Genomic DNA, 20809 nt, shown 5'->3' with positions numbered 1-20809 from the left:
CTCGAGGGGGCCGCGCCGCGATGAAGGAGCAGCGCAGCCCCCGAAGCCCCGGAGCCGACCCGGCACAGCCGCCCGGCATCCGCCGCGCTGTCGGCTTCGGTCGCTGACGCTCCCTCGAGCCAACGAGGAACAGGAAGACGGCCCTCCCCCCGAGCTAACGGGAGGTGCACCAGACGCCTCTCCCCCGCTGGCTCGAGGGGCCGCGCCGCGACGAAGGAGCAGCGCAGCCCCCGAAGCCCCGGAGCCGACCCGGCACAGCCGCCCGGCATCCGCCGCGCTGCCGGCTTCGGTCGCTGACGCTCCCTCGAGCCAACGGGGAACAGAAAGACGACCCTCCCCCGCACGGTGCCGGAGGTGACGGGAATAGATCCCGGCCGGGTGCGTTGGCCTAGACTCAGAAGCAAGAAACGTGCTCCGGGGTCGGTGAGAATCCGAACCGGCGGTGAAAGTCCGCGAGCCGTGTCCTCCGCAAGGAAGAGACGGTTGAGCCGGTGAAATTCCGGCACCGACGGTTAAAGTCCGGATGGGAGGATGCACGCGTCGATTGTTTGTGGTGTTCAGGGAATCCCTGTTCGCTCGGCGATCGGCGAACCTCGAGCACGCTCGCGACCCCCGGAGTACCTGACAACAAGGACTGCCATGGGACCGAGTGCACACATCGAGGACGCTCTGCGCCGCGCCTTCGTGCTCGCCGCCAACGGCCCTGCCCGCGGGGCGAACCCGCAGGTCGGGTGCGTGCTGCTTGCCGCCGACGGCACCGTTCTGGCCGAGGGCTGGCACCGCGGTGCAGGCACCCCGCACGCCGAGGTTGACGCCCTCTCTCAGCTCGCCCCCGGGGCAGCCCGCGGTGCGACCGCCGTGGTCACCTTGGAACCCTGCAACCACCACGGCCGCACCGGCCCCTGCGCCGAGGCGCTGATCGAGGCCGGCATCGGCCGCGTCGTCTACTCCGTCGACGACCCGGGCGAGGCGTCCTCTGGCGGAGCCGCCCGACTCCGCGCCGCCGGCATCGACGTCGAGGGCGGGCTGCTGCGCTCCGAGGGCGAGGCAGTTCTCGGCGACTGGCTGCCCGCTGCCCGCCTCGGCCGCCCGCTGGTCACCGTCAAGTGGGCGTCCAGTCTCGACGGCCGCGCCGCCGCGGCCGACGGCAGCAGCCAGTGGATCACCGGGCCCGCTGCCCGTCTCGACGTGCACCGCCGCCGCGCGGCCGCCGACGCGATCGCCGTCGGAACCGGAACCGTGCTCGCCGACGACCCCTCTCTCACCGCCCGCGACGCCGCCGGCGGCCTGCTGCCCAGTCAGCCCATCCCCGTCGTGTTCGGCAGCCGCCAGACGCCGGCGGATGCCGCGCTCCGCCGCCACCCGCACGCGCCTCTCTTCGCCGACGGCCGCGACCTGCCCGCCCAGCTGGCCGAGCTGCACGGCCGCGGCATCCGCTCGCTCTTCGTCGAGGGCGGCCCGACCCTGGCCAGTGCGTTCATCGCCGCCGGTCTGGTCGATGAGCTGCTCGTCTATCTCGCCCCGCTGCTGCTCGGCGGCCCGAAACTCGCGCTCGGCGAACTCGGCATCGCCTCCATCGACGAGGCGCTGCGCCTTGAGCTGGCCAGCGTCGAACAACTTGGTGACGACCTTCTCGTCGTTGCCCGACCCGTGAAAGGACACTGAGGTGTTTACAGGAATCATCGAGGAGCTCGGCCGCATCGAGCGGATCGAGCGCACAAGCGATGCCGCCAGGATCACGGTGCGCGGGCCGCTCGTCACAAGCGACGCCGGACACGGCGACTCCATCGCAGTGAGCGGCGTCTGCCTGACGGTCGTCGACCGCGACACGGAGTCGTTCACCGTCGACGTGATGGCCCAGACGCTCGCCATGAGCACCCTCGCCGGTGCGGTGCAGGGCACGGCCGTCAACCTCGAGCGGGCCGCCGCCGTCAACAGCCGGCTCGGCGGGCACATCGTGCAGGGCCACATCGATGGCACCGCGACAGTGCTCGCCGTCACCCCCGGCAGCGCCTGGCGCGTGCTGCGCTTCAGCCTGGGCGCCGAGCACGCCCCCCTCGTCGTCGACAAGGGCTCCATCGCCGTCGATGGCGTCTCGCTCACGGTGAGCAACGTGAGCCCGGCCGACGAGGCCGAGCAGTGGTTCGAGGTGTCGCTGATTCCCGAGACGCTCACCGCGACGACCCTCGGCCAGCGCGTTGTCGGCGACCGGGTCAACATCGAAACCGACATCCTGGCTCGTCATGTTGCACGAATGTTCGCCATGCAGAATGCCGCTACCCCAGTGAGGAGCAACTCATGAGTCTGTCCACCATGCCCGAGGTTCTCGAGGCACTGCGCGCGGGCCGGCCCGTCATCGTCGCCGACGACGAGGGGCGCGAGAACGAGGGCGACGCCATCCTCGCGGCCGAGCTGGCCAGCCAGGAGTGGATCGCCTGGATGGTGCGCAACACCAGCGGGTTCCTCTGTGCTCCGATGCCGGCCGAGTACGCCGACCGCCTCGGCCTGCCGCTGATGGTCGTCGACAGTCAGGACGCCCGCAACACCGCCTACACGATCACCGTCGACGCCGCCGAGCGGGTGACGACGGGCATCAGCGCCGCAGACCGTGCCCGCACACTGCGCGTGCTCGCCGACCCCGAGTCCCTCTCGACCAGCCTGATCCGCCCCGGGCACGTGCTGCCGCTGCGGGCAGTCGCGGGCGGCGTGCGTGAGCGCGCCGGCCACACCGAGGCCGCCGTCGACCTGATGAAGCTGGCCGGTCTCTCCCCGGTGGGCGTGATCGGTGAGCTTGTGGCGGATGACGGCGAGATGATGCGCCTGCCCGGGCTGCTCGCCCTCGGCGAGCGCGACGGTCTGCCCGTCACCACCGTCGCCGCGATCGCCGACTGGCTGCGTACGCAGCACGAGGTGGCGACCGGCGCCCCGGCATCCGTCGTCGAGAACCCCCGGGTCGCCTTCGAGGTCGAGACCACCGTGCCGACCCGGCACGGACCGTTCCGGGTGCGCGCCTACCGCGACCGGGTGAGCGGAGCCGACCACGTCGCCATCGTGGCCGGCGACCTGAGCGACTCCCCGCTCGTGCGTGTGCACTCCGAGTGCCTGACGGGCGAGGCCTTCGGCTCGCTCAAGTGCGAGTGCGGCCCGCAGCTGGACTCGGCGTTGGAGACCGTGCAGCGCGACGGCGGCATCGTCATCTACCTGCGCGGGCACGAGGGCCGCGGCATCGGCCTGATCAACAAGCTGCGCGCCTACCGGCTGCAGGAGGACGGGCTCGACACGCTCGACGCCAACCTCGCACTCGGCCTGCCGGCCGACTCCCGCGACTACGGCGCGGCCGCGGCCATCCTCGAGGACATGGGGGTGCACTCCGTGCGCCTGCTCACCAACAACCCCGAGAAGGTGCGCCAGCTTGAGCTGCACGGCGTGCAGGTGGGCGAGCGGGTGCCGCTGGTCGTCGGCGTCGGCGCATACAACGAGGGCTACCTCGACACCAAGCGCAACCGGATGGGCCACTCCATCGACAACGACCAGCTGGCCGACGGCAGCACAGACCAACTCCTCAACACACTGGAAGGGCACGCATCATGAGCGGAGCAGGATCCCCCACGGCGGCACTCACCCCGAACCTCGACGCGCAGGGGCTGCGCGTCGTGGTCGTCGCCGGGCACTGGCACGAGATCATCACCGACGGCCTGATCGCCGGGGCGGTGCGGGTGCTTGAGGCGTCTGGCGCCGACTACGAGATCGTGCGGGTGCCTGGCAGCTTCGAGCTGCCCGTCGTCTGCAAGGCGGCCCTGGAGGCGGGGGCGGATGCCGTCGTCGCGCTCGGTGTCATCATCCGCGGCGGCACCCCGCACTTCGAGTACGTCTCGGCTGCGGCCACCGACGGCCTCACCCGGGTCGCCCTCGACACGGGCAAGCCCGTCGGCTTCGGCGTGCTCACCCTGGACGACGAGCAGCAGGGCATCGACCGTGCCGGCCTGCCCGGCTCGAAGGAAGACAAGGGCGAGGAAGCCGCGACCGCGGCCATCGCCACCGCGCTCACCCTGCGGGCGCTGCGCTCTTAACGAGAAATCCGCTGGCCGGGCCTGTCCAACCCTCGAGGGGTTTCGACAGGCTCAACCAGCGGGTTTTTTGCCAACCAGCGGGTTTTCGCCAACCAGCGGGTTTTCGCCAACCTGCGGGCGCTGCGCGCTTAACGAGAACAGGCCCAACCGGCGGGATCCCCCGCTGGTTGAGCCTGTCGAAACCGGTTGTTACGGCTTCCAGACCATCAGCACGACCACGGCGACGAGCAGCAGCGAAGCCACACCGCTGCCGGCTGCGATGGCCGGGTAGCTCGTGGTCGTCGCGGCGGCGGCCGGGTTGGAGGCGTCGACGGCGCCGAGCGCCTCGGCGGCCTTGCGCATGGTCGGCACCACGACGAAGAGGCTGATGGCGAGGGCCACGAGGTAGAGGATGATCGACCACAGCACCCACGGGGTGGTGATCGAGAGGTTGTACTTCGGGTCGGCCATTCCCATGACGCCGAAGCCGAAGACGACGACGAGCAGCGAGAGCAGGCTGAACAGGTTGGTGGACTTGGCCAGCGTCGCGACCTGGGAGCCGTTGCCGGCTCGGACCGCGCGCATGGCGGACATGGGGAGGATGGCCATCGGGCCGACGATGAACACGGCGGTGACGACGTGCAAGATGCTGAACAGGGTTTCCATACCCCCAGCCTATCCAGCCAAGGCCTTGCCGCATCAGTCTTTCGATGGGGATCTGGCGGCACCGGCGCCCGCCGGCGATTCGTGAGCAGTGTTCGACTTCGCATACGCTTGAACGGTTGCCACAAGCAGCACGACTTCTCACCCTCCGCAGTCCGCGACGCCAGATCGACGCACGCTTAGCGCGGTCCATCTTTCTCGCGCACCCCGAGTGCGTCGCATCGGAGCTTTTCCTCGCATGTCAGCATCACCCGCGGTCGCCACGGCCGCACCCGCAAATCCACGCAGCCGGGTCATCCTGGCCAGCCTCATCGGCACGACGATCGAGTTCTACGACTTCTACGTCTACGCGACCGCAGCCGTCCTCGTCTTCCCCCACCTCTTCTTCCCCACCGGTGACCCCACCACGGCCCTGCTGCAGTCCTTCGCGGTCTTCGGCGCCGCCATGGTCGCCCGTCCGCTCGGCGCGATCCTGTTCGGCCACCTCGGCGACAGGCACGGCCGCAAGGCCACCCTGGTCGGCGCACTGCTCACCATGGGCATCGCGACATTCCTGATCGGCGTGCTGCCCACCTACGCCATGGTCGGCTGGCTTGCCCCGTTGCTGCTCGTCGTCCTCCGCATCGCGCAGGGCTTCGCGCTCGGCGGCGAATGGTCCGGTGCCGCGCTCGTCGCCACCGAGAACGCCCCGAAGGGCAAGCGCGCCTGGTACGGCACCTTCCCGCAGCTGGGCGCCCCGATCGGCTTCATCATCGCGAACGGCCTGTTCCTGATCATCGCCGCAGTGCTCCCCTCCGATGACCCCTCGATGCCCTCACAGGCGTTCCTCGAGTGGGGCTGGCGCATCCCGTTCCTGTTCTCGGTGGTCATGGTCATTGTCGGCCTGTGGGTGCGCCTGCGACTCGTCGAGAGCACCGCGTTCTCGACGGCATCCGCCACCGGCAAGCTCACGAAGACTCCGCTCGTCACCGTCTTCAAGATGCACTGGCGCAAGCTGATCCTCGGCACCTTCTTCATGCTCGCCACCTACGTGCTGTTCTACCTGATGACGACGTTCTCGCTCAGCTACGGCCGCGCTCCGCAGTCGCCCACCGACGCCGCCGTGCTGCCGGGCCTCGGCTACTCCTACACGACGTTCGTGCTCATGCTCATCGGCGGCGTGCTCTTCTTCGGTGTCTTCACTCTGGTCTCGGGCGTGCTGGCCGACCGATGGGGGCGGCGCAAGACGCTGATCTGGGTGACGCTCGGCATCATCGTGTTCGGCCTGCTCTGGGTGCCGCTGCTCGGTGCCGGCTTCGTCGGCGTCATGGCCTGGCTGATCATCGGCTTCTCGCTGATGGGCCTCACCTTCGGCCCGATGGGCGCGCTGCTGCCCGAGCTGTTCCCGACGAACGTGCGCTACACCGGCTCCGGCATCAGCTACAACGTGTCGTCGATCCTCGGTGCGGCCGTCGCCCCGTTCATCGCCGTCGCCCTCTGGAGCGCCGGCGACGGCAGCCCGTTCTGGGTCGGCATCTACCTGGCCGCGATGGCCGTGCTCACCCTCATCGCCCTGATCGTCTCGAAGGAGACGAAGGACAACGACATCGACGCCTAGTCGTTTGTCCCCCTTTTCTGGGCGGATGCCGCAGGCAACTGACTTAGGGTTGTATGCGGCATCCGCCAGCGCGAAAGGGAGCAATGAGCAACGCACGCACACTGGGTCGAAACAGACGCACACCGCAAACCGGCCCGCGCGCGAAGTTCAGCCAGCTCGTGCCCTATCTGCTCGAGCACAAGGCGGTGCTCAGCGTCGTCATCGTGCTGAGCATCCTCGGCGCCGCCGCCAGCCTGGCCCAGCCGCTGCTGGTCAGCCAGCTCATCACCGTCGTGCAGGCCAACGAGCCGCTCGGCAACCTGGTCTGGGTGCTCGTCGCCCTGGTCGTCGTCGCCGCACTGATCAGCGGCTACCAGCACTACCTGCTGCAGCGCACCGGCGAGGGCGTCGTGCTCTCCAGCCGCCGCCAGCTCGTCGCCCGCATGCTGCACCTGCCGATCGCCGAGTTCGACACCCGCCGCACCGGTGACTTGGTCTCCCGCGTCGGCAGCGACACCACACTGCTGCGGGCCGTGCTCACCCAGGGCCTCGTCGATGCCATCGGTGGCTCGCTCACCTTCATCGGCGCGCTGATCGCCATGCTGATCATCGACCCGGTGCTGCTCGGCCTCACCCTGCTCGTCATCACCGTCTCTGTGGTGACCGTCGTGCTGCTCGCCGCCCGCATCCGCACCGCCAGCCTGCAGGCGCAGACCAAGGTGGGCGACCTGGCCGCCGCCGTCGAGCGTGCCATCAGCGCCGTGCGCACCGTGCGCGCCTCCAACGCCACAGACCGCGAGATCGCCGCCGTCGGCGAGGAGGCCAAGGGGGCCTGGAGCGCCGGCATCCGCGTCGCCAGCATCTCGGCCCTCGTCGTTCCTGTCGCCGGCATCGCCATGCAGGTGTCTCTGCTGGTCGTGCTCGGCGTCGGAGGTTTCCGCGTCGCCAGCGGCGCCATCACCGTGGCCAGCCTGGTCGCGTTCATCCTCTTCCTGTTCATGCTGATCATGCCGCTCGGCACCGCCTTCGGCGCGATCACCTCGGTGAACTCGGCCCTCGGCGCGCTCGGCCGCATCCAGGAGATCATCGAGCTGCCGAGCGAGACCGACTACGACCGCGAGATCGCCCCGCTCGCCGACGTCACCCCGAACGAGTTGTCGGCGCTGCTGTCGATGGATGACACCGCCATCGCCTTCGAGGATGTGCACTTCGCCTACGCGCGCACCCGCTCCGACGAGGCCGACCCGGACAACGAGAGCGCCGACGAGCACCTGCCAGAGGGCAACGTCACCGACCGACAGCCGGTGCTCCGCGGCGTCTCGTTCAGCGCGCCGCGCGGCCAGCGCACCGCCCTGGTCGGGCCGTCCGGCGCGGGCAAGAGCACCATCCTCGCCCTGATCGAGCGCTTCTACGACCCGAGTGTCGGTGTCGTGCGACTCGCCGGCCTCGACATCCGCACGCTGCCGCGCACCGAGCTGCGCGCCCAGATCGGCTACGTCGAGCAGGACGCCCCGGTGCTGGCCGGCACCCTGCGCGAGAACCTGATGCTGGCGACCCCGGATGCCACCGACGAGGAGTGCGAGCGGGTTCTGCGCGCCGTGAACCTCGGCGAGGTGCTTGAGCGCAACCCGCTCGGCCTGAGCGCCCCGGTCGGCGAGGACGGCGTCATGCTCTCCGGCGGCGAACGCCAGCGCCTCGCGATCGCCCGGGCGCTGCTCGCGGCTCCCCCGATCCTGCTGCTGGACGAGTCGACCTCGAGCCTGGACGGCGTGAACGAGCAGATGATGCGCGCCGCGATCGATGCCGTCGCCGAGGGGCGCACCCTCATCGTCATCGCGCACCGGCTCTCCACCGTGGTGGACAGCGACCAGATCGTGGTGCTCGACCACGGCGAGGTCGTCGGCACCGGCACGCACTCGGAGCTCGTCGCCTCGACCCCGCTCTACAAGGAGCTCGCGAAGCACCAGCTGCTCGTCTAGGTTCTGGGCGGCTGCACCTAGCGCTCCGGCGCGCCACGGCGCATGATGTGAGTGGGTACCACGCACACATCGACGGAGAGTGTTGCTCATGGAGAATTCGCCGGCATCCGCCACGCCCGAATCCTCTGTCAACCCCTCAGACAATCCTTCAGGTGAGGCCGCGCGCTACCAAGCTCTCGCCGCCCTCGCCGCCGATCTCGCCGGGCAGTTCGAGCTCGGGCCGCTGCTGGAGCGGATCCTGCGCCACACGATGGAGCTGCTGGGCTGTGACAGCGGCTCCATCTGCACCGTCGACGAGGCGGCCGGCACATACCGCAAAGAGGTCGACGTCGGCGTCGGCTGCCTCTCCGGCCAGACATTCCCGCTGAACGAGGGCGTGACGGGCGCGATCGTCCGTGCCCGCGACTCGGTGCTGTTCGACGAGTACTCCGAGGTGCGCGGCGGGCACATCCACGACGCCGAGCGGGCATCGCTGCACGGGGTCATCGGTGTTCCCATTCGCTGGGACGGCCGCATCATCGGCAGCGCCGTCGTTTTCAGCCGGGAGGCCGGACGCCGGTTCACGGATGCCGACGCGCGCCTCGTCGAGCTGTTCGCGACGCACGCGGCCATCGCCATCACGAATGCGCGGCTGCACGCGCTGACGGCCGACAGGGAGCGCGAATCGGCTGTGCTCGATGAGCGGGAGCGCGTCGTGCGCGACCTGCACGACACGATCGGACGCGGGCTCGTCTCGGTGCTGCTGCACCTGGACGCGGCCGAGAAGGCGAGCACGGATGCCGGCCCCAGGCACGCGATCGGACAGGCGCGGTCGGCGGCCCGCTCCGCGCTGGACGAGACCAGGCGCACGGCGGTCGGGCTCGGCCCCGCCCTGCTCGACGGCCGCTCCCTCACCGACGCGATCGCCCTGGAACTGGCCTGGGTCGAATCCACCGTGCAAGTCGAGACGCACCTCGTGGTGGTCGGCGATCCGGAGCCGCTTCCGGCCGAGACGGCCAGGCAGCTCTTCCGCATCGTGCAGGAGTCGCTCACCAACGTGGTCGAGCACGCGCAGGCCCACCAGGTGCGGGTCGGGCTCGTCTACGGTAGCCAGAGCGTGAGCGCGCTGGTCGAGGATGACGGCCAGGGCTTTGACATCGAGGCGATCGGCGATGCGCGGCATCCCGCGTCTCGCGGGCTCGGCCTGCAGAGCCTCGCCTCCCGCGCCGCACGCCTCGGCGGCACCCTGCACATCGAGTCGACACCGCACTGGGGCACCAGGGTGCGCGCCGAGCTGCCGTCGACGGCGGCGGGCGCGCTCGATTCCCGCTCCCGCTGGCGGGTGCTCGTCGTGCATGAGAACGCTGTCGTGCGTGCGGGGCTCGTGCGCGTGCTCGGCCATGTGGAGCCCGACATCGAGGTCGTCGGTGAGATCGCCGAGGCGGGCGCCGCCCTGGAGGCCTACGAGCTGTTGCGGCCACACGTCGTGCTGGCGAACCTCGACCTCCCGCACATCGACGGCGCGCAGCTCACCTCCTACCTGCGCGCCTTCGACCCGCGGGCATCCGTCGTGCTGATCGTGCGAAATGCCAGCGATGAGCGGATGCGGGGCGCCGCCCGCATCGGCGCGACCGGGTTCGTCGAGTATGCCGCGGACCCCATCGAGCTCACCCGCGCCGTCGTCGCGGCAGCGCGTGGTGAGTCGCTGCTGTCCTCGGCGTTTCTCAGCCGACTGGCGGCCGCCCCCGGCACGGCAGACAGCGCACACCTCACCGCCAGAGAGCGCGAAGTGCGCGCGCTGGTCGAGCGCGGCCTGCCGGACAAGGTGATCGCGACCGCTCTGCGCATCTCGGTGAAGACCGTCGAGAAGCATGTCGGTGCGATCCTGCGCAAGACGGGTGCCGCCAACCGCACCGCCCTCGCCGCGCGGGCAGCGCGTGTGGAGGGTTCCCCTACCCCGCGGTAGGGAAACCTCGCCTGTCCTGCCGTCATCCGCCCGCCTACCGTGGCAGCAGGCGACGAGGAGGATGACCATGGCTGTCGTATCGCTGCGTGAGATTGTCGACACGGCATTCCAGGAGAGATACGGCGTGCCCGCCATCAACATCGTCAATGACCTCACGCTGGAGGCAGTGCTGGCCGGGGCCGTCGAGGCCCGCTCCCCCGTCATCGTGCAGACCTCCGTCAAGACGGTGAAATCGATCGGCGCCGAGGTTCTGTTCGCGATGTGGACCGCCATGACGAAAGACATCGACGTGCCGGTGACACTGCACCTCGACCACTGTCCGGAGCGCGCCGTCATCAGCGAGTGCCTCGAGATCGGGTGGAACTCGGTGCTCTTCGACGCCTCGACCCTGCCCGTGGAGGAGAACCAGCGGCAGACGATCGAGGTCGTCGCAGAAGCCCGCCGCTACGGTGCCCACGTCGAGGGCGAGATCGAGGCGATCAAGGGCGTCGAAGACGGCATCGGCGTGGACACCGAGACGCGCAGGCAGAGTCTGGAGACCGCACTCGGCTTCATCCGCGCGACGGGCGTCGACGTGTTCGCGCCGTCGATCGGCAATGCCCACGGCGTCTACTCGGCCACCCCCGACCTCGACTTCCAGCGGGTCAGCGATCTCGTCGAGGCCAGCGGGACGCCCATCGCCCTGCACGGCGGCAGCGGCATGACGGACGCCCAGTTCGCCGACCTCATCGCCCGCGGCTGTGCCAAGGTCAACATCTCCACGGCACTGAAGATCGAGTTCATGACCTCCAGCCTGAACTTCCTGAAGACCGCGGAGGCCGCGAACAAGTGGGACCCGCCGTCGCTGTTCGCCGACGTGCGCGCGCACATCGTCGCTCTCACGACCGGCCTCGCCGGCACGTTCGGCAGCGCGGGCAAGGCGTGGTGACATGCCGGCGCTGATCTTCGACTGCGACGGGGTGCTGGCCGACACGGAGCGCAACGGCCACCTGCCGGCGTTCAACGCCACGTTCGCCGAGTTCGACATTCCGGTTCGCTGGAGCGACGACGACTACGCCGTCAAGGTGCTGATCGGCGGCGGCAAGGAGCGCATGGCGAGCCTGCTCACGCCGGAGTTCGTCGCCGCCAACGGCCTCCCGGCTGACCCGGACGGCCAGCGCGAACTGCTCGCCGCCTGGCACAAACGCAAGACGGCCATCTACACCGAGCTCATCGACAGTGGGGCGTTGCCCGCCCGCCCCGGCATCGCCCGCCTCGTGGCCGAGGCTGCGGCGGCCGGCTGGCAGTTGGCCGTCGCATCCACCTCGGCCGAGCCGGCGGTGCGTGCCGTGCTCGAGCACGCTGTCGGGGCGGATGCCGTCCACTTCCGCGTGTTCGCCGGCGACATCGTGGCGCACAAGAAGCCCGCCCCCGACATCTACCTGCTCGCCCTGCACGAGCTCGGCATCGACGCCGACCAGGCCGTCGTGGTCGAGGACAGCGGCAACGGGGCACAGGCCGCCCTCGCGGCGGGCATCCGCACCCTCGTCACCGTCAGCGGCTACACGGCCGACGAGGACTTCACGGGCGCATCCCTCGTCGTCAGCTCGCTCGGCGATGCCCACGAGCCGGCCCGCGTGCTCGCCGACCCGCTCGGGCTGGCGCCCGGGCCACACATCACGCTCGCGACCGTCACCCGGCTGCTCGAGAGCCCGCGGCCGCCCACAGGACAGGATGAGACATGACGAGCCTCAACGACACCGAGTTCATCGTGCGCACCATTGCGCAGACGGCCGTCGACAACGAGAAGTACTTCGGCGACCTCGACTCCGTCGTCGGCGACGGCGACTTCGGCTTCTCGCTGGCGCGCGGATTCGAGATCGTGCTGAAGGACTGGGACAGCTACGACCGCACAGACATCGGCACGTTTCTGCAGAAGGTCGGCATCACGATCACCGGCCGGATCGGCGGCACGTCCGGGCCGATCTGGGGCACCGCTTTCCTGCGTTCGGCCGCCGTCGCGAAGGGCCGCGGCGATGAGCTCGGCGGCGCGGACGCCGTCACCATGCTGCGCTCGGCGATTGAGGGGATCATGGCGCGCGGCGGGGCGTCCCTCGGCGACAAGACCCTGCTCGACGCGCTTGCTCCCCTGACCGATGCGATCGAGCAAGGCGTCGCCAACGGCGACGGCGGCGCGGCCGTCATGGCGTCGGCCGCGGCATCCGCCCGCGCCGCCGCCGACGCGACGACACCGATGATCGCCAAGCGCGGGCGTGCGGCATACACCGGAGAGCGCAGCATCGGCTCGCCGGATGCCGGGGCCGTCGCAGTCGCCGTGATCGCGGAAGCCCTCGCCTCGAGCTGGGGCGCCAAGGACGACGCCAGCTCCGCTTCAGAATCCCCTGGCTCCGACTCCCCCAACTCTGACTACGCCATCTGAACCACCGATCCGTGGAGGAAATCCCATGAAGAAATTCGTCAACGACCCCCAGCAGTTCGTGCCGGAGATGCTCAAGGGGCTCGCACTGGCCAATCCCGACACCCTCAAATACGTGCCGGAGTACAACCTGATCATGCGCGCCGATGCGCCGCGCGCCGACAAGGTGTCGATCGTGCAGGGCTCCGGCTCCGGGCACGAGCCGGCGCACGTCATGGCGGTGGGCCCCGGCATGCTCGACGCCGCCTGCCCGGGCGACGTGTTCGCCGCTCCGCCGATGGACTACGTGTACGAGACCACGAAGCTGCTGAACTCCCCCAAGGGCGTGCTGCTGCTCGTCAACAACTACACCGGCGACCGGATGGCCTTCGACATGGCACAGGAGCTGAGTCTGGCCGACGGCGTGAACGTCAAGACCCTGTTCATCGACGACGATGTCGCGGTCAAGGACTCCACCTGGACGGTCGGCCGGCGCGGCGTCGCCGGCAACTTCTTCGTCATCAAGGCGGTCGGGGCGGCCGCGGAGGCCGGGGCCGATCTGGACGAGCTGATGCGCATCGGCGAGAAGGTGGTGTCGGTGACCCGCTCGATGGGACTGGCGCTGACCGCGTGCACTCCCCCAGCGAAGGGCGCCCCGCTGTTCGAGCTGGGCGATGACGAGATCGAGATCGGCGTCGGCATCCACGGCGAGCCCGGCCGCCGGCGCGCGAAGATCGTGCCCGCGAACGAGCTCGTCGACATCCTGCTGGAGCCGGTCGTGGCCGACCTGCCCTATGTCAGCGGCGACCGCGTCGCGCTGATGGTCAACGGCCTCGGCGGCACCCCGATCAGCGAGCTCTATCTGGTGTACGGCATCGCCCACGAGAAGCTGGCCGCACAGGGCATCACGGTGGCCCGCAGCTATGTCGGCGAGTACTGCACCTCGCTCGACATGGCCGGTGCGTCGATCACGCTGGTCAAGCTCGACGACGAGATCGAGGGCCTGCTCGCCGCGCCAGCCGAGATCGGCGCCCGCATCTTCTAGCCCCAATTCCGTTGAGAGCGGTCAAATGGCCGCTTTTAGCGACAAAAAGCGGCCATTTGACCGCTCTCAACGGAATTTTAGGCGGGGGGCTCGACGGCGATCGGGGTGCCGCCGGTGACCCGCAGCAGCTCGGCGTAGCTGGTGGGGAACACGGTGTGGGCGTGCCCGGCGGCCGCCCACACCTCGTCGTACTCGGCGAGGGCGACGTCGACGAGGGTTCGCACCGGTGCGGGGTGGCCGAGCGGGGCGACCCCGCCGATCACCTGGCCGGTGGCATCCTTCACCGTCTCCTTGCTGGCCCGCGCGATCGTGCCGCCGAGCTGCTGCCCCAGCCAGGCCGTGTCGACCCGGTGCGCGCCGGAGGTCAGCACGAGCAGCGGCTCGCCGTCGAGCGTGAAGACGAGCGAGTTCGCGATCTGGCCGAGCTCGATGCCGATGGCGTCGGCTGCGGCCTGCGCGGTCGGGGTCGCCTCGTCGAACCAGCGGATCTCTGGGGTCACGCCGTGCGCGGCCAGTGCCTCGCGCACACGGTCAACGGCGGGATGTTCGGTGTTCACCATGCCCCGATCCTAGGGCGACCGGCGCACATTATGCTGGCGACATGAACATCGATCCGTTCGCGCGCGTGCTTCCGCTCCATGGCCTTCCGGCCCCCGAAATCGCCGAATCGGCCTTCGTGGCCGCCGGCGCCGTGCTCGTCGGGCAGATCACCCTCGCCGAGGATTCGAGCGTCTGGTACAACGCCGTGCTGCGGGCCGAGCAGGAGCCGATCACCCTCGGCGTTGGCTCCAACCTGCAGGACAACGTCTCCTGCCATGTGGACGCCGGCTACCCGCTCACCATCGGCCGCGACGTGTCGGTCGGGCACGGGGCCGTGCTGCACGGCTGCACCGTCGAGGACGGCAGTCTGATCGGCATGTCGGCGACGGTGCTGAACGGCGCGGTCATCGGTGCCGGCTCGCTCGTGGCGGCCGGGGCCGTGGTGCTCGAGGGCACGGTCGTGCCGCCGGGATCGCTTGTCGCCGGGGTGCCGGCGAAGGTGCGGCGCGCGCTGACGGATGCCGAGCGCGCCGGCATCCGCAACAACGCCGTGAACTACCTGCGCCACGTCGAACTGCACACCACGCCGGTCGACTAGGCGGGCAGCAGCCCCTCCAGCCATCCCACGCCGGTCGACTAGGCGGGCAGCAGCCCCTCCAGCCATCCCACGCCGGTCGACTAGGCGGGCAGCAGCCCCTCCAGCCATCCCACGCCGGTCGACTAGGCGGGCAGCAGCCCCCGCCAGCCATCCCCCGCTGGTCGAGGAGGCCCGCCAGGGCCGTATCGAGCGCGCGCCAGCGCCAGAAACCGAGCCCCGTGCGAGGTCTCGATACGCTCGTTCCTCGCTACTCGACCAACGGGTTGGTGCCGGTCGACTAGGCGGGCAGCAGCTCGCCCAGCAACGCCTCGACGCGCGCCTTGATCTCGTCGCGGATCGGCCGCACGGCCTCGATGCCCTGGCCGGCCGGATCGTCCAGTTCCCAGTCCTCGTAACGCTTGCCGGGGAAGATCGGGCAGACGTCGCCGCAGCCCATGGTGATGACGACGTCAGACTCGCGCACGGCATCGACGGTGAGCACCTTCGGCGCCTGCCCCGCGATGTCGATGCCGAGCTCGGCCATCGCCTGCACCGCAATCGGGTTGATCTGGTCGGCCGGCAGCGAGCCGGCCGAGAGCACCTCGACCCGTCCGCCGGAGAGCTCCCGCAACAGCCCGGCCGCCATCTGTGAGCGGCCGGCATTGTGGACACAGACGAAGAGCACGCTGGGTGAGGTCATGCTTCCATTATCGGCGCTCCCGGGGCTACGCTGTCCGGAACCAACGGGAGGGTGGGCGATGACTGGACTCGTGGCGGCACTGGTGGCCGGCGGCGGCGTGGTCCTGGCGGGGATCCTGATCCTGGCACTCGTCGTGGGACGGCGGCCGTTCCAGCAGGTGTCCGTCGACGGCGTGGATGCCGAGGCGGCCCGCGCGCAGGCCGAGATCCAGCAGCAGATCGACCAAGGCCGCTCCGGCGGTTTCTAGCCGAGCCTTTAACGACGGATGCCGCGTGCAGCCGCCCCTTCAGGGGCCGGCGCACGCGGCATCCGGTGCGTTGCTAAGCGCGCACAAGCCTCTCGGCGGCCTGCACCACGTTGCGGAGCAGCATGGCGCGGGTCATCGGGCCCACCCCGCCGGGGTTCGGCGAGAGATAGCCGGCAACCTCGGCAACGCCGGGATCGACGTCGCCGGTCAGCTTGCCCTTGCCGGTCTCCTCGTCCTGCACGCGGGTGATGCCCACGTCCAGCACGGCGGCGCCCGGCTTGATCCACTCCGGCTTGATCAGGTGCGCAACGCCGACGGCCGCCACCACGATGTCGGCCCGGCGCACCTCGGCGGCCAGGTCGACCGTGCGGGAATGCGTCAGCGTGACGGTCGCATCCAGCCCCTTGCGTGTGAACAGCAGGCCGAGCGGGCGACCGACGGTGAGACCGCGGCCGACCACGACGACATGCTTGCCGCTGATCGGAACGTTGTAGCGCTGCAGCATCTCGACGATGCCAGCCGGCGTGCAGGGCAGGGGCGAGTCCAGCTCGCCCTCGATGCCGAGCACCAGGCGCCCGAGGTTCGTCGGGTGCAGGCCGTCGGCGTCCTTGGCCGGGTCGATCGCCTCGAGGGCGGCGTGCTCGTCGAGCCCCTTCGGCAGCGGCAGCTGCACGATGTAGCCGGTGACGGCCGGGTTCGCGTTGAGCTCCTCGATGGCCGCCAGCACGTCGGCATTGCTCGCCGTCGCGGGCAGGTCGACGCGGATCGATTCGATTCCGACCTCTGCGCAGTCGCGGTGCTTGCCCGCGACGTAGCTGCGCGAGCCCGGGTCATCACCGACGAGCAGCGTGCCGAGCCCGGGCACGATGCCCTGGGCCCGGAGCGCCGCGATGCGGTCGGCCAGTTCGGCCTTGACGGCGGATGCCGTGGCAACCCCGTCCAGCGTGATGGCCGTCATTACTGCTGCAGTCCCGGGTACAGCGGGAACGCGTCGGTGAGCACCTTGACGCGGGCGCGCAGGCCGGCGATGTCGGCACCCGGCTTGAGCGTCTCGGCGATCACGTCGGCGACCTCGGTGAACTCCACGTCGCCGAAGCCACGCGTGGCCAGCGCCGGGGTGCCGATGCGGAGGCCGGAGGTGACCATCGGCGGGCGCGGGTCGAACGGCACCGAGTTGCGGTTGACCGTGATGCCAACGGCGTGGAGGGCGTCCTCGGCCTGCTGGCCGTCGATCTCGGAGTTGCGCAGGTCGGCGAGCACCAGGTGCACGTCGGTGCCGCCGGTGAGCACGTCAATGCCGGCGGCGCGCGAGTCGTCGGCGACGAGGCGCTCGGCGAGCAGGCGGGCGCCGCTCAGGGTGCGTGCCTGGCGGTCGGCGAACTCGGGCTGGGCCGCGAGCAGGAACGCGGTCGCCTTGGCGGCGATCACGTGCATGAGCGGGCCGCCCTGCTGGCCGGGGAAGACGTTGGAGTTGAGCTTCTTGGCCAGCTCCATGTCGCGGGAGAGGATCAGGCCGGAGCGCGGGCCGGCGAGCGTCTTGTGCACGGTGGTGGAGACGACATCCGCGAAGGGGATCGGCGACGGGTGCAGGCCAGCGGCGACGAGTCCGGCGAAGTGCGCCATGTCGACCCAGAGCTTGGCGCCGACCTCGTCGGCGATGGCGCGGAACGCGGCGAAGTCGAGCTGGCGCGGGTAGGCCGACCAGCCGGCGATGATGACCTGCGGGCGGTGCTCGAGGGCCTTGTCGCGCACGACGTTCATGTCGACGAGGAAGGTTTCCGGGTCGACACCGTAGGAGACGGCGTTGTAGAGCTTGCCGGAGAAGTTGAGCTTCATGCCGTGCGTGAGGTGGCCGCCGTGGGCCAGCTCGAGGCCGAGGATGGTGTCGCCGGGGGTGGCGATGGCGCTCAGCACGGCCGCGTTGGCGGTGGCTCCGGAGTGCGGCTGGACGTTGGCGTACTCGGCGTTGAACAGGCTCTTGGCGCGCGAGATGGCGAGCGACTCGGCGATGTCGACGTACTCGCAGCCGCCGTAGTAGCGGCGGCCCGGGTAGCCCTCCGCGTACTTGTTGGTGAGCACGGAGCCCTGCGACTGCAGGACGGAGACGGGAACGAAGTTCTCGCTCGCGATCATCTCAAGGTAGTCGCGCTGACGACCGAGCTCCTGCTCGAGGACGGCGGCGATCTCGGGGTCGACAACCTCAAGCGGCTGGTTGAACGTGGAGGGAACAGACACTGGCAACTCCTAATGAAGGGGTACTGATCAAACGGTGGACGTGTTTCACGCGTTACCCGGTTTTTAACAGGATAAAGCGAGTCGTCGTGGCCCAGGCGTGCGGCCACTAACCGTGATCAGTCGCTCCCCGATGGTGACCCATCCGAACGCCAGTTGCGACGCGTCCAGCCTAGCGGCTCCCCCGGGCCGCCCGGAACCCCGGACGGGTAGGCCGCGAGCACTTGCGCAGTAGTAAGGAAACTTGACATACTCGGGCAACTGATTCCCGGCTTGCCGGCACAGCAGAGAAGGAACGCATGCCCAACATCGCGATCGTGCCAGCACCCGCCTCGGTGACCGAACTCCCCGGCGACGGTTTCACCCTGGGGGCGCAGAGCTCCATCTCCGCGACCGGCGACTCCGCCGAGCAGCTCTCCGCTGCTGCGGCCGTCGGCGAGTACCTCGGCGAGCTGCTGCGCCCGCGCACCGGCTTCGAGCTGGCCGTGAATCCGCTGGGCGCGGATGCCGCGGCCCCCGGCATCCGCCTCGTCATCGACGACTCCGCGGCGCCCGGCTACTCGCTGCACGCCGACGCCGACGGCATCACCGTGACCGCGGCGAGCGCCGAGGGGCTCTTCTCCGGCGTGCAGACGCTGCGCCAGCTCTTCCCGGCCCGGATCGAGGCCGCCCTCGACGGCTCCACCCGCGTGTCCGACGACGTGGAATGGACCACGCCGGCCGTCCAGATCGAGGACGCGCCCCGCTTCGCCTACCGGGGCGCCATGCTCGACGTCGCCCGCAACGTCTTCAGCGTGGCCGCGGTCAAGCGCTACATCGACGACATCGCCCTGCTGAAGCTCAACGTGCTGCACCTGCACCTGACCGACGACCAAGGCTGGCGGCTGCAGATCGACAGCTGGCCTCGACTGACCGAGATCGGTGCCTCGACGTCGGTGCTGGGTGGCGGCGGTTTCTACACGAAGGCCGACTACACCGAGATCGTCGACTACGCGGCCAGCCGCTTCATCACGCTCGTGCCGGAGATCGACCTGCCCGGGCACACCAATGCCGCGCTGGCCAGCTACCCGGAGCTCAACATCGGTGGCGTCGCCACCGAGCCCTACCGCGGCGTCGAGGTGGGATTCAGCACCGTCGACACCACAGCGGACGCCACCTGGCGCTTCGTCGAGGACGTCGTGCGCGAGCTCGCCGAGATCACGCCCGGCCCGTACATCCACCTCGGCGGCGACGAGTCGCTGCAGCTCAGCAGTGCGGAGTTCTCTGCGTTCGTGTCCCGAGCCAGCGAGATCGGGGCGGCCTCGGGCAAGACCGTGATCGGGTGGCACGAGATGGGGCAGTCGCGCGAGCTGGCGCCCGGAACCATCGGGCAGTACTGGGACTTCGTCACCCCGCGGGCCGATGCCGCACCGCACACGTTGAGCTTCGTCGAGCAGGGCGGCCAGGTCATCATGTCGCCGTCCGACGTCAGCTACCTCGACATGCACTACCCAGACACCGACCGGCTCGGCCAGCTCTGGGCCGACGGGCCCACCTCGGTCGAGGAGGCGTACTCCTGGGAGCCGACCGCCATCGTGACCGGCCTCGACGAGGCCGCCATCCTCGGCGTGGAGGCCCCGGTCTGGACGGAGACGCTCGACGGCATCGACGACGTCGAGTTCATGGTGTTCCCCCGGCTGGCTCCGATCGCCGAGATCGCCTGGTCGCCCGCCCCGGCAGGCGTCCCTGGCGCTGCCCCGGATGCCGCCACGCGCAGCTTCGCGGAGTTCTCGCCCCGCCTCGCCGCGTTCGTGGAGCGGCTCGACGCCCTCGGCGTCCGCTACCACCGCTCCCCCGAACTGAGCCGGCGCTAGCCGCGGGAGGCAAGAGTGAGCAGGGGAGGCCGCTCGCGCGCGGAGTGGCCTCCCCTGCTCACCATCACCTCCCGCCCGTGCGAACGGGAGCTGTCCACAGGGCGCCCCGCACGCGAGTTGTGCACAGCGGGCCCCGCGGACATTCCGCGAACGGGAGCTGCGGGCGACACTGAACGCATGCACCTCGCCGACTGGCTCAACACCCACTCCGGGACCGCCCACCTCTACGACGTGGAACGCGCCGGTTACACCAGCTATGCCATGCGCGCCGCGATCGCCGAACGCCGAGTCCGCCGCATCCGCCGTCGATGGCTCGCGACCCCCGCGGCCCCCGAGAACCTCCTCGTGGCGGCCACACTCGGGGCGCGACTCAGCTGTTTGAGCGCCGCGGCACACTTCGGGCTCTGGCATCTGGACGACGGCCTGCTACACCTCTCAGTTCCGCCCAATGCCGGCCACTTCGATGCGGGCCCGCACCGGGCCCACTGGGGCAGAGGCCCCCTGCCGAGCCCGCGGTACGGCCTCGTCGAGCCCCTGGAGAATGCGCTCGTGCATATCGCCGACTGCCAACCCTTCGAAAATGCGCTCGCGGTGTGGGAGTCGGCGCAGAACCGCGACGCGTTCAGCCCCGAGTACCTGGCGGGCCTGCACCTCCGGAGTGCCGCCGCGAACCGTGTGCGAACGGCGAGCACCAGCCTCTCCTACTCAGGCATCGAGACGATCCCGCGGGTACGCCTGGAGCGGCTCGGCATCCGGGTGCAACAGCAGGTGCTGGTTGATGGCCACCGGCTCGACGGGCTGATCGGTGAACGGCTCGTCCTCCAGATCGATGGCTTCGCCTACCATCAGGCCGATCAGCGCGGGAGGGACATCGCCGCGGATCGCCGCCTCGTGCTGCGCGGTTACACGGTTCTCCGCTTCGATTACAAGCAGATCCTGTTCGACTGGCCCACCGTGGAGGCACAGATCCTCGCCGCGATGGCGCGCGGGGCACACCTGGCCCGCTGA

Annotated in this window: 20 protein-coding genes and 2 riboswitches; of the genes, 15 read left to right on the top strand and 5 right to left on the bottom strand. The window is 69.9% G+C overall.

Annotation, left to right across the window (positions count from 1 at the left end; genetic code table 11):
- Window positions 1-406 precede the first annotated feature (406 nt).
- A riboswitch (FMN riboswitch) is annotated at window positions 407-540 on the top strand.
- Between the two features lie 99 nt (window positions 541-639).
- Genes ribD through ribH form a run of 4 tightly spaced genes read left to right on the top strand, consistent with a single transcriptional unit; the run spans window position 640 to window position 4070 of the window.
- On the top strand, window positions 640-1665 hold the full coding sequence (ribD, locus tag AWU67_RS01670) for a bifunctional diaminohydroxyphosphoribosylaminopyrimidine deaminase/5-amino-6-(5-phosphoribosylamino)uracil reductase RibD (RefSeq protein ID WP_067225896.1): 1026 nt from the start codon (window positions 640-642) through the stop codon (window positions 1663-1665).
- Between the two features lies 1 nt (window position 1666).
- Window positions 1667-2302 carry a riboflavin synthase gene (locus AWU67_RS01665; protein ID WP_067225893.1) on the top strand — a complete coding sequence of 212 codons (636 nt, stop codon included), beginning with the start codon at window positions 1667-1669 and terminating at the stop codon, window positions 2300-2302.
- A complete protein-coding gene (gene ribA, locus AWU67_RS01660; RefSeq protein ID WP_067225888.1) occupies window positions 2299-3591 on the top strand; it encodes a GTP cyclohydrolase II in 1293 nt (430 codons plus the stop codon). The genes AWU67_RS01665 and ribA overlap by 4 nt, the downstream gene beginning before the upstream one ends.
- Entirely contained in the window at window positions 3588-4070 is a 483-nt protein-coding gene (gene ribH, locus AWU67_RS01655; RefSeq protein WP_067225884.1) for a 6,7-dimethyl-8-ribityllumazine synthase, read from the top strand. The genes ribA and ribH overlap by 4 nt, the downstream gene beginning before the upstream one ends.
- 189 nt (window positions 4071-4259) lie before the next feature.
- Here the strand turns inward: ribH and AWU67_RS01650 are convergent, their stop codons facing one another.
- On the bottom strand, window positions 4260-4715 hold the full coding sequence (locus AWU67_RS01650; RefSeq protein ID WP_067225881.1) for a DUF2269 family protein: 456 nt from the start codon (window positions 4713-4715) through the stop codon (window positions 4260-4262).
- Between the two features lie 235 nt (window positions 4716-4950).
- On the opposite strand from AWU67_RS01650, the gene AWU67_RS01645 reads away from it, so the two are divergent.
- The 7 genes from AWU67_RS01645 (at window position 4951) to dhaK (ending at window position 13652) form a co-directional block, all read left to right on the top strand.
- Complete coding sequence (locus tag AWU67_RS01645) at window positions 4951-6309, top strand: MFS transporter (protein ID WP_067225877.1); 1359 nt, start codon at window positions 4951-4953, stop codon at window positions 6307-6309.
- 83 nt (window positions 6310-6392) lie between these two features.
- Window positions 6393-8267, top strand: coding sequence for an ABC transporter ATP-binding protein (locus AWU67_RS01640; RefSeq protein ID WP_067225872.1), 1875 nt, complete (start codon window positions 6393-6395; stop codon window positions 8265-8267).
- An 88-nt stretch (window positions 8268-8355) separates the two neighbouring features.
- A complete protein-coding gene (locus AWU67_RS01635; RefSeq protein ID WP_067225866.1) occupies window positions 8356-10212 on the top strand; it encodes a hybrid sensor histidine kinase/response regulator transcription factor in 1857 nt (618 codons plus the stop codon).
- Between the two features lie 67 nt (window positions 10213-10279).
- Window positions 10280-11140, top strand: a complete 861-nt coding sequence (locus AWU67_RS01630) for a class II fructose-bisphosphate aldolase (RefSeq protein ID WP_067231883.1) — start codon at window positions 10280-10282, stop codon at window positions 11138-11140.
- Between the two features lies 1 nt (window position 11141).
- Window positions 11142-11936, top strand: coding sequence for an HAD-IA family hydrolase (locus AWU67_RS01625; protein ID WP_067225863.1), 795 nt, complete (start codon window positions 11142-11144; stop codon window positions 11934-11936).
- Complete coding sequence (gene dhaL / locus AWU67_RS01620; RefSeq protein ID WP_082716696.1) at window positions 11933-12631, top strand: dihydroxyacetone kinase subunit DhaL; 699 nt, start codon at window positions 11933-11935, stop codon at window positions 12629-12631. The genes AWU67_RS01625 and dhaL overlap by 4 nt, the downstream gene beginning before the upstream one ends.
- 25 nt (window positions 12632-12656) lie before the next feature.
- Window positions 12657-13652 carry a dihydroxyacetone kinase subunit DhaK gene (gene dhaK / locus AWU67_RS01615; RefSeq protein WP_067225860.1) on the top strand — a complete coding sequence of 332 codons (996 nt, stop codon included), beginning with the start codon at window positions 12657-12659 and terminating at the stop codon, window positions 13650-13652.
- A gap of 77 nt (window positions 13653-13729) precedes the next feature.
- Here the strand turns inward: dhaK and AWU67_RS01610 are convergent, their stop codons facing one another.
- Window positions 13730-14212 (bottom strand): YbaK/EbsC family protein, encoded by a 483-nt coding sequence (locus AWU67_RS01610; RefSeq protein ID WP_067225856.1) that lies wholly within the window; start codon window positions 14210-14212, stop codon window positions 13730-13732.
- A 41-nt stretch (window positions 14213-14253) separates the two neighbouring features.
- Between AWU67_RS01610 and AWU67_RS01605 the strand changes: the two genes are divergently transcribed.
- Window positions 14254-14790, top strand: a complete 537-nt coding sequence (locus AWU67_RS01605) for a gamma carbonic anhydrase family protein (protein WP_067225853.1) — start codon at window positions 14254-14256, stop codon at window positions 14788-14790.
- A 277-nt stretch (window positions 14791-15067) separates the two neighbouring features.
- On the opposite strand, the gene AWU67_RS01600 is transcribed toward AWU67_RS01605, so the two are convergent.
- The gene (locus AWU67_RS01600; protein WP_067225850.1) at window positions 15068-15469 is read right to left on the bottom strand and encodes an arsenate reductase ArsC; all 402 of its coding nucleotides are present in this window, start codon (window positions 15467-15469) and stop codon (window positions 15068-15070) included.
- Between the two features lie 58 nt (window positions 15470-15527).
- On the opposite strand from AWU67_RS01600, the gene AWU67_RS01595 reads away from it, so the two are divergent.
- Entirely contained in the window at window positions 15528-15716 is a 189-nt protein-coding gene (locus AWU67_RS01595; protein ID WP_067225846.1) for a hypothetical protein, read from the top strand.
- 73 nt (window positions 15717-15789) lie between these two features.
- Here the strand turns inward: AWU67_RS01595 and AWU67_RS01590 are convergent, their stop codons facing one another.
- A complete protein-coding gene (locus tag AWU67_RS01590; protein WP_067225842.1) occupies window positions 15790-16674 on the bottom strand; it encodes a bifunctional methylenetetrahydrofolate dehydrogenase/methenyltetrahydrofolate cyclohydrolase in 885 nt (294 codons plus the stop codon).
- The gene (gene glyA, locus AWU67_RS01585; RefSeq protein ID WP_067225838.1) at window positions 16674-17951 is read right to left on the bottom strand and encodes a serine hydroxymethyltransferase; all 1278 of its coding nucleotides are present in this window, start codon (window positions 17949-17951) and stop codon (window positions 16674-16676) included. Before glyA ends, AWU67_RS01590 begins: the two co-directional genes overlap by 1 nt.
- A gap of 82 nt (window positions 17952-18033) precedes the next feature.
- Window positions 18034-18118, bottom strand: a riboswitch (ZMP/ZTP riboswitch).
- Between the two features lie 129 nt (window positions 18119-18247).
- Here glyA and AWU67_RS01580 point away from each other — a divergent pair.
- Window positions 18248-19801 carry a beta-N-acetylhexosaminidase gene (locus tag AWU67_RS01580; protein ID WP_067225835.1) on the top strand — a complete coding sequence of 518 codons (1554 nt, stop codon included), beginning with the start codon at window positions 18248-18250 and terminating at the stop codon, window positions 19799-19801.
- 177 nt (window positions 19802-19978) lie between these two features.
- Window positions 19979-20809 (top strand): endonuclease domain-containing protein, encoded by an 831-nt coding sequence (locus tag AWU67_RS01575; protein ID WP_067225832.1) that lies wholly within the window; start codon window positions 19979-19981, stop codon window positions 20807-20809.

The organism is Microterricola viridarii, assembly GCF_001542775.1.
Taxonomy (GTDB): Bacteria; Actinomycetota; Actinomycetes; order Actinomycetales; family Microbacteriaceae; genus Microterricola; species Microterricola viridarii_A.
This window is presented reverse-complemented; position numbering and strand designations above follow the sequence as displayed.

Coding starts and splice junctions, on each gene's coding strand:
- AWU67_RS01625 (WP_067225863.1), top strand. CDS start 11,142: ATGCCGGCGCTGATCTTCGACTGCGACGGGGTGCTGGCCGACACGGAG.
- AWU67_RS01640 (WP_067225872.1), top strand. CDS start 6,393: ATGAGCAACGCACGCACACTGGGTCGAAACAGACGCACACCGCAAACC.
- AWU67_RS01605 (WP_067225853.1), top strand. CDS start 14,254: ATGAACATCGATCCGTTCGCGCGCGTGCTTCCGCTCCATGGCCTTCCG.
- ribA (WP_067225888.1), top strand. CDS start 2,299: ATGAGTCTGTCCACCATGCCCGAGGTTCTCGAGGCACTGCGCGCGGGC.
- AWU67_RS01630 (WP_067231883.1), top strand. CDS start 10,280: ATGGCTGTCGTATCGCTGCGTGAGATTGTCGACACGGCATTCCAGGAG.
- ribD (WP_067225896.1), top strand. CDS start 640: ATGGGACCGAGTGCACACATCGAGGACGCTCTGCGCCGCGCCTTCGTG.
- AWU67_RS01580 (WP_067225835.1), top strand. CDS start 18,248: ATGCCCAACATCGCGATCGTGCCAGCACCCGCCTCGGTGACCGAACTC.
- ribH (WP_067225884.1), top strand. CDS start 3,588: ATGAGCGGAGCAGGATCCCCCACGGCGGCACTCACCCCGAACCTCGAC.
- AWU67_RS01610 (WP_067225856.1), bottom strand. CDS start 14,212: ATGGTGAACACCGAACATCCCGCCGTTGACCGTGTGCGCGAGGCACTG.
- AWU67_RS01575 (WP_067225832.1), top strand. CDS start 19,979: ATGCACCTCGCCGACTGGCTCAACACCCACTCCGGGACCGCCCACCTC.
- AWU67_RS01635 (WP_067225866.1), top strand. CDS start 8,356: ATGGAGAATTCGCCGGCATCCGCCACGCCCGAATCCTCTGTCAACCCC.
- AWU67_RS01600 (WP_067225850.1), bottom strand. CDS start 15,469: ATGACCTCACCCAGCGTGCTCTTCGTCTGTGTCCACAATGCCGGCCGC.
- AWU67_RS01645 (WP_067225877.1), top strand. CDS start 4,951: ATGTCAGCATCACCCGCGGTCGCCACGGCCGCACCCGCAAATCCACGC.
- AWU67_RS01650 (WP_067225881.1), bottom strand. CDS start 4,715: ATGGAAACCCTGTTCAGCATCTTGCACGTCGTCACCGCCGTGTTCATC.
- AWU67_RS01595 (WP_067225846.1), top strand. CDS start 15,528: ATGACTGGACTCGTGGCGGCACTGGTGGCCGGCGGCGGCGTGGTCCTG.
- dhaK (WP_067225860.1), top strand. CDS start 12,657: ATGAAGAAATTCGTCAACGACCCCCAGCAGTTCGTGCCGGAGATGCTC.
- AWU67_RS01590 (WP_067225842.1), bottom strand. CDS start 16,674: ATGACGGCCATCACGCTGGACGGGGTTGCCACGGCATCCGCCGTCAAG.
- dhaL (WP_082716696.1), top strand. CDS start 11,933: ATGACGAGCCTCAACGACACCGAGTTCATCGTGCGCACCATTGCGCAG.